The 7086-nt window shown below is 77.6% G+C and carries 8 protein-coding genes and 1 riboswitch; all 8 genes read right to left on the bottom strand.

The genetic code is table 11. The features are described 5' to 3' along the window. Positions 1–113 precede the first annotated feature (113 nt). The gene (gene idi / locus ACRYM0_RS19940) at positions 114–668 is read right to left on the bottom strand and encodes an isopentenyl-diphosphate Delta-isomerase (protein ID WP_432507591.1); all 555 of its coding nucleotides are present in this window, start codon (positions 666–668) and stop codon (positions 114–116) included. 43 nt (positions 669–711) lie between these two features. After that, positions 712–1869, bottom strand: coding sequence for a dimethylsulfone monooxygenase SfnG (gene sfnG / locus ACRYM0_RS19935; protein WP_432507590.1), 1158 nt, complete (start codon positions 1867–1869; stop codon positions 712–714). Continuing rightward, positions 1863–1951, bottom strand: a riboswitch (SAM riboswitch). Its footprint overlaps the gene before it by 7 nt. A gap of 65 nt (positions 1952–2016) precedes the next feature. Next, a complete protein-coding gene (locus tag ACRYM0_RS19930) occupies positions 2017–2331 on the bottom strand; it encodes an AzlD domain-containing protein (RefSeq protein ID WP_432507589.1) in 315 nt (104 codons plus the stop codon). Beyond that, positions 2328–3056, bottom strand: coding sequence for an AzlC family ABC transporter permease (locus ACRYM0_RS19925; protein ID WP_432507592.1), 729 nt, complete (start codon positions 3054–3056; stop codon positions 2328–2330). The genes ACRYM0_RS19930 and ACRYM0_RS19925 overlap by 4 nt, the downstream gene beginning before the upstream one ends. 22 nt (positions 3057–3078) lie before the next feature. Next, entirely contained in the window at positions 3079–3363 is a 285-nt protein-coding gene (locus tag ACRYM0_RS19920) for a DUF3017 domain-containing protein (RefSeq protein WP_432507588.1), read from the bottom strand. Between the two features lie 41 nt (positions 3364–3404). Further along, complete coding sequence (gene purH / locus ACRYM0_RS19915) at positions 3405–4994, bottom strand: bifunctional phosphoribosylaminoimidazolecarboxamide formyltransferase/IMP cyclohydrolase (RefSeq protein ID WP_432507587.1); 1590 nt, start codon at positions 4992–4994, stop codon at positions 3405–3407. Positions 4995–5031: 37 nt separating this feature from the next. After that, positions 5032–5610 (bottom strand): phosphoribosylglycinamide formyltransferase, encoded by a 579-nt coding sequence (gene purN / locus ACRYM0_RS19910; protein WP_432507586.1) that lies wholly within the window; start codon positions 5608–5610, stop codon positions 5032–5034. A 79-nt stretch (positions 5611–5689) separates the two neighbouring features. After that, positions 5690–6997, bottom strand: a complete 1308-nt coding sequence (locus tag ACRYM0_RS19905) for a cell division protein PerM (RefSeq protein ID WP_432507585.1) — start codon at positions 6995–6997, stop codon at positions 5690–5692. Between the last annotated feature and the right edge of the window lie 89 nt (positions 6998–7086).

The following is a 7086-nucleotide window of genomic DNA, read 5'->3' as shown; positions in this document are numbered from 1 at the left end:
GTAGCGGCCGTGGCGGCGGGCCTCAGCGGTCGCAAGCGCAGCCGCCCCGCCCCCCCCCCCGCCCCCCCCCCCCGCCCCCCCCCCCCCCCCCCCCCCCCCCGGAGGGGGAGGGGTCAGGGCAGGGGGGTGGGGAGCTGCGGCAGCTGCAGCAGGAGCCAGGGGCTGAAGGGGGACGGGTCGCGCTCCACCTCGGCGCGCAGCTCGTCCACACCCACCCAGCGCCACTCCTCCACCTCGGCCGGGTCGGGCGCCAGGTCCGCGGCGAGGCGGGCCGTGAACACCGGGCACACCTCGTTCTCCACGGTGCCGTCGGCCATCTCGGCGCGGTAGCGGAAGCGCGGCAGCACCAGCTCCACGCCCGACACCGCGGTGCCCAGCTCGTCGGCGGCGCGGCGGTGCACGGCGTCGGCGGGCTCCTCGCCCGGGCCCGGGTGGCCGCAGAAGGAGTTCGTCCACACACCCGGCCAGGTGCGCTTGGCCTCGGCGCGGCGGGTCAGCAGGGTGCGCCCGGCGCCGTCCAGGACCCAGCAGGAGAACGCCAGGTGCAGGGGCGTGGCGGCGTGGTGGACGCTCGCCTTGGGCGCGGTCCCGCACGGCACGCCGTCCTCGGTGAGCAGGACGACGAGCTCGGTGCTCCCGGCGGTGGGGCAGGTGGTGGGGGCGGTCACCGGAGCACCGTACGCGCCCGGTGGTCGACGTGCCCGGCGCGCGTCAGGCCGGCGACGGCACGCGGCCGCCCGCGGCGGCGACCGCCTCGTCCAGCTCGGCGCCCAGGGCGAGGTCCTCGCCGTCGGCGAGGCGCTGCTCCAGCTCGCGCACGCGCGGGATCACCAGCTCCCCGAACGCCTCGACCTCCTCCTTGACGTGCAGGAACCCCAGCAGCAGCAGGTCCACCCCCACCAGGGAGTACGCCAGGACGCGGCGGGCGACCTCGTCGGGGGTGCCGACCAGCCCGGTGCGGAACCCGTCGTTGTACTGCACCAGGTCGCGGAACCCGCTGTCCGCCCACATGCCCTTGCGGTCCCTCGTGGCGTTGCCGGCCTCCTGCACGGCGGCGCCGAAACCCTCGACCTTGGCGACGTCGGCCTTGGCGACGATCTCCTCCAGGACCGCCTCCGCCTCCTCGCGGGTGTCGCGCACCAGCGCGAAACCGTTGAGGCCGAAACGGATCGACCGGCCGTTCGCGGCGGCCAGGGAGCTGACCTCGCGCACCTGCTCGGCGGCGCCGGCGATCGACTTGCCGTTCATGAAGTACCAGTCGCTGACGCGGCCGGCCATGGCCTGGGCGGCGGTGGAGTTGCCGCCCTGGAACACCTCCGGCTGCACCTTCGGCTGCGGGCGGAACGTGATGTCCCGGGCGCTGAAGAAGTCCCCCTCCTGGGAGTACCCGTCCTGCGACCACACCCCGCGCAGCAGGCTGATGAACTCCTCCGACTGCCGGTAGCGGTCGTCGTGTTCGTGCCACGTGACGCCCAGCTGGGTGGCCTCGTCCTTGAACCAGCCGGAGACGACGTTCAGCGCGAGGCGGCCGCCGGTGATCTCCTGCGCGGTCGCGGCGAACTTCGCCAGCACCCCCGGGTGCCAGAAGAACGGGTGCACGGCCGCGATCACCTTGAGCTTCTGGGTGGCCAGCAGCAGCGCCAGGGAGAACGATGTGGACTCGTGCTGGGCGTCCGCGCCGTAGGAGGCGAGGTAGCGCACCTGCGTCAGCGCGTACTCGAAACCCACGCGCTCGGCGGCGCGGGCGACCTCGACGTTGTAGGCGGGGTCGTGGCTCGTGCGCTGCTCGATCGTGGAGACGACGAGACCGCCGGAGACGTTGGGGACCCAGTAGGCGAACTTCACGGGCATGCGGGTGAGCTCCTCCATCGGTCCTGGCGGTAGCACCAGCGGTTCCCCGTGGTTGCTGCGGCGTCCCCGAGCCAGGTCTCTCAGCCGCTCTGGATGGTTCCGGCCAGCGCAACCCGCTGCCCGCCCCCACCGCCACGACACCCCGGGCCGGCGGCGGGCCTGCCCTCACCCCCAGCCGGTCAGGGCCCGCACCCCCGCCGCCGCGGCGGCCGCCAGCACGATGACGAGCAGGAACGGCGCCCGCAGGGCCAGCGCGAGCGCCGCGACCCCCAGGCCGACGGCGCGCGCGTCCAGGACGAGGCGGTCGCCGTCGCTCGCGGTCTGCACGACCACCAGCGCCGCCAGCAGCGCCGCGGGCAGCAGCGCACCCACCCGCCGGGCGCGGGGGTGCTCCAGCAGGCGGGCGGGCACCAGGTGCCCGGCCAGCTTGAGGGCGTAGGCGACCGCGCCCGCGGCCAGGACCGCGACCCAGGTGCTCACGCCCCCTCCCCCGCCCGCTCGCCGGCACGCTCCCCGGCCCGTTCGCGGCGCAGGCCGGCGAGCAGGGCCACCAGCGCCGCCGCGACGACCGGCAACCCCACCGGCACGACCGGCACGAGCAGCAGCGCGACCAGGGCGGCGACCGCCGCCACGGCGGCCGCCTCGCGCCGGCGCAGCCGCGGCCACAGCAGCGCCAGGAACGCCGCCGCGGCGGCCGCGTCCAGGCCGTAGCGGCGCGGGTCGCCGAGCGCGTCGCCGAGCAGCGCCCCCAGCAGGGTCGCGAGGTTCCAGCCGACGAACACGGTGGCGCCGGTCACCCAGAAGCCGGTGCGCCGGGCGGGGTCGGTGCCCTGGGCGACGCCGACGGCGGTGGACTCGTCGATGGTCCAGTGCGCCGCGAGCAGCCGGCGCGCACCGCGGGCCCGCAGGAAACCGGTGACCTGCAGCCCGTACAGGGCGTTGCGCACCCCCAGCAGCGAGGACGCCGCCACCGCGGCGGCCACGCTGCCGCCGCCGCCGAGGACGCCGACGAGGGCGAACTGGGAACCACCGCTGAAGATCAGCAGCGACGTGGCGCACGCCTGAAGCACGCTCAGGCCGTTGGCGACGGCGAGCGCGCCGAGGCTGACCCCGTACAGGGCGGTGGCCACGCCGACCGACAGCGCCTGCCGGCGGGCGGTGCGGACGGGGTCCGGGACGGGTCGCTGGAGTGCCACGCCGGACAGCTCTACCAGAGCGCCACCGCGCTCAAGCCGGTGGGAGCGACCACGTCAGCGCCGTGCACGCCGCGGCGAGCACGAGCAGCACGGTGGTGTCCACGGCGCGCGAGCGCACCGCGAGGGCGCCGGCCACCCGCACCGGCAGCACCAGCCGCAGGACGGCGGCGACGGCGAGGTCGGCGCCCAGGACGAGACCGCCGGCGACGGGCCCGGCCACGACGGTGAGCAGCAGGGCGAGCAGCGCCCCGGCCACGAGGGCGCCGAGGACCGCGCCGCCCGGCGGCGGCACGCGCTGCGGGGTCCCGGCCGGCACGGGGAGCACGCTACCGACCGGGACCGTCCGCACCGGGGACGTCAGTGCGCGAAGTGGCGGGCACCGGTGAAGTACATCGTCACGCCGGCGGCGCGGGCCGCGGCGACGACCTCCTCGTCGCGGATGGAGCCGCCGGGCTGCACGATCGCCCGCACACCGGCGTCCAGGAGGATCTGCGCGCCGTCGGCGAACGGGAAGAACGCGTCGGAGGCGGCCACGGCACCGCGGGAACGTTCGGCGCCGGCGCGCTCGACGGCCAGGCGGCAGGAGTCCACCCGGTTCACCTGGCCCATGCCGACGCCCACGGAGGCGCCGTCCTTCGCCAGGAGGATCGCGTTGGAGCGCACCGCCCGCACCGCCCGCCAGGCGAACTCCAGGTCCGCCAGGGTCGCCTCGTCGGCGGCCTCGCCGGCGGCCAGCGTCCAGCCCGCCGGGTCGTCGCCGTCAGCGTCGATGCGGTCGAGGTCCTGCACGAGCACGCCGCCGGAGACCGGGCGCCACTCGCGCGGGCTGCGGCCGTAGCCGTCGGGCAGCTGCAGCAGGCGCACGTTCTTCTTGCGCTGCAGCACCTCCAGGGCCTCGGGCTCGAACCCGGGGGCGATGACGACCTCGGTGAAGACGTCGGCGACCTGCGCGGCCATCGCGGCGGTGACGACGCGGTTGGCGGCGATGACGCCGCCGTAGGCGGAGACGGGGTCGCAGGCGTGCGCCTTGGCGTGGGCGTCGGCGACGTCGGTGCCGGTGGCGATGCCGCAGGGGTTGGCGTGCTTGATGACGGCGACGGCGGGCGCGGTGAAGTCGTGGGCGGCGCGCAGGGCGGCGTCGGCGTCGACGTAGTTGTTGTAGGACATGGCCTTGCCGTGCAGCTGCACGGCCTGCGCGATGCCCGGCCGCGAGGCGGGGTCGGCGTACACCGCGGCGCGCTGGTGCGGGTTCTCGCCGTAGCGCAGCACCGAGGTGCGTTCCAGCGCGGCGCCGTCCACCGCGGGCCACCCCTCGTCGGACCCGTCGAGGGTCTGCGCTGCGAACCAGCCGGCGACGGCGGTGTCGTAGGAGGCGGTGTGCGCGAACGCCTCCGCGGCCAGGCGGCGGCGCTGGGCGAGCGTGAACCCGCCGGCGGCCACGGCGTCCAGGGCCTCGCGGTAGCGGGCGGGGGCGGTCACGACGGCGACGCTGGGGTGGTTCTTCGCGGCGGCGCGCACCATGGAGGGGCCGCCGATGTCGATCTGCTCGACGACGTCGTCGAACCCGGCGCCGGAGGCGACGGTCTCGCGGAACGGGTAGAGGTTCACCACGACGAGGTCGAACGGCTCCACGCCGAGGTCGGCGAGCTGCTGGACGTGCTCGGGCAGGCGGCGGTCGGCGAGGATCCCGGCGTGCACGCGCGGGTGCAGCGTCTTGACCCGCCCGTCCAGGCACTCGGGGAACCCGGTGAGCTCCTCCACGGGCGTCACGGGCACCCCGGCGGCGGCGATGCGCGAGGCGGTGGAGCCGGTGGAGACGATCGCGACGCCCGCGGCGTGCAGGCCGGTGGCGAGCTCCTCCAGGCCCGTCTTGTCGTAGACGCTGACGAGGGCGCGCCGCACGGGGTGGCGCTGCGCGGTCTGCTCGGCGGTGGGGTTCTCGGCCATCGGCTCGCGGGGTCCTCTCGGGGTGGGCGGTGGCGGGTCAGCGGGGGGTGGGCAGCTCGCCGCGGGCGAGCCGGGCCACGACGTCGACGAGCAGGGCCCGCTCGGCGTCCTTGATGCGCTCGTGCAGGCTCTGCTCGTCGTCGCCGTCGAGGACCCGCACGGCCGCCTGGTCGAGGATCGGGCCGGTGTCCACCCCGGCGTCGACCAGGTGCACGGTGCAGCCGGTGACCCTCACCCCGTGGGCGAGGGCGTCGCGCACGCCGTGGGCGCCGGGGAAGGACGGCAGCAGCGCGGGGTGGGTGTTCACCAGGCGCCCGCCGAAGGCCTCCAGCAGCGGGGCGCCGACGATGCGCATGAACCCGGCCAGCACCACGAGGTCGGGCTCGTGGGCGGCGACGGCGGCGGCCAGGGCCTCGTCCCAGGCGGCGCGGTCGGGGTGCTCGCCCGGCGGGACGGTGAAGGTGGCCGCACCGGCGGCCCGGGCCCGGTCCAGGGCGGCGGCGCCGGGCTTGTCCGAGCCCACGGCCACGACGGTGAAGGCCTCGTCGCGGGCGTCCAGGAGCGCCTGCAGGGTGGAGCCGGAGCCGGAGGCGAGGACGACGACGCGTGCTGGCACGTGCGCAGACGATAGCCGTCGCGGCGCTCCTCCCCGGACGCCGGACCACGCAGCACCGGGTGCGGCCCGCGGCGGGGGCCTAGCCCTCCGACCCGGGAGCAGCACCGGTGCCCGGGGCGCCGGCGTCCCGGCCGCGGCGCGCACGCCCCAGCAGCCCACCGGTGGGCGCCTGCGACCCGGCGGGCAGGTCCACGGCGAGGCGGGTGCCGCGGCGGGCCACCACCGCGCGCTGCAGCAGCACCCCGAGCGCCCCGCCCGCGGCCACCTCCCCGGCGAGGGCCAGGCCCGTCAGCAGCGCGGACGGCCCCATCTCGCTCATGCGCCCGGCCCCCAGGGGCCCGGACGCCGCCGCCGCCAGCACCGCCAGCGCCGCACCCGCCAGCACCCCGGTCAGGGCGGCCACCGCGAGGCGGTGCACGAGCCCGGCGGGCTCCCCGGCGCGGGCTCGGCGCAGCACCGCGGCCCCCGCCCCCACCAGCACCGGCAGCACGACGACCAGCCAGGTCGCGGTGGGCGTGGGCCCCTGCGGCGGCAGCCCCCCGAGCACCGGCAGCGCGGGCAGCGTGGCCAGGGTCGTGCCGCCCGGCGCGACGGAGGTCGCGGTGCCCACGGCGAACCCGGGCCCGGCGATCCAGGCCACCGCCCAGACCGCGAGCGTCGGCAGCAGCAGGGCCTGCGCCAGCAGCAGCAGGAGCCCGCCCAGCCAGCCCGGCTGCAGGGAGCGGTGCAGCAGCAGCACGTCGGTGTGCCCGTGCACGAGCGCCACCGCGACCGTCAGGGCCCCCAGGGCCAGCAGCGCCGCCACGCACGCCGTCGCGGGGCGCGCGGCGGCGGCGAGGACCGGGGGCACCCGCGCCGGCAGCGGCGGGCGGTGCGCCCGGGCGGCCAGGGCGAACCCGGCCGCCCCGACGGCGAGCCCGCCCAGCAGCGCGTGCAGCGGCCCGGCGGCCGTGACGCCGCTGCGCGTGGCCAGCGCGACCAGCAGGGCCAGCACGCCGTAACCGCCGGCGAAGACCGCCGCACCGGGCCAGAACGGCACGGCGCGCTCGGCTGCGGCCTGGTCGCGCACCCACGCCCGCACCGCCCGCACGGCCGACGCCACGGCCAGCAGGGTCACGCCCAGCGGCGCGACGGCCAGCGTCCCGCCGACCACGGCCACGGGGGCGCCGTGGCCGAGCAGCCACACGTCGGCACCCACGCGCACCACCGCGGCGAGCGAGGAGGTGGAGCGCACCGCGCCGAGCCAGGCCACGAGGGTCAGCACGGCGACGGGCAGCAGCAGGGTCAGCACCGCCCGCACGGCCGCGGTCAGCAGCGGCAGCAGGTCGGCGGGGGTGGCGCGGGGGGGCTTGGGGGTACCGGCGGGGCGGTCGACGAGCGTGGACATCGTCCCCATGCTCCCCCGCCGCGGGCCGTGCGGTGGGCGACGCGCCCGGGCGGGGTGCGAGCAGGCCCCCGCCGGCGGGTGCCGGCGGG

Origin of the sequence: Kineococcus arenarius subsp. arenarius (assembly GCF_050871845.1) — a bacterium.
Taxonomy (GTDB): domain Bacteria; phylum Actinomycetota; class Actinomycetes; order Actinomycetales; family Kineococcaceae; genus Kineococcus.
The sequence above is the reverse complement of the archived record's forward strand: the minus strand, read 5'-3'. Positions and strand labels throughout refer to the sequence as shown.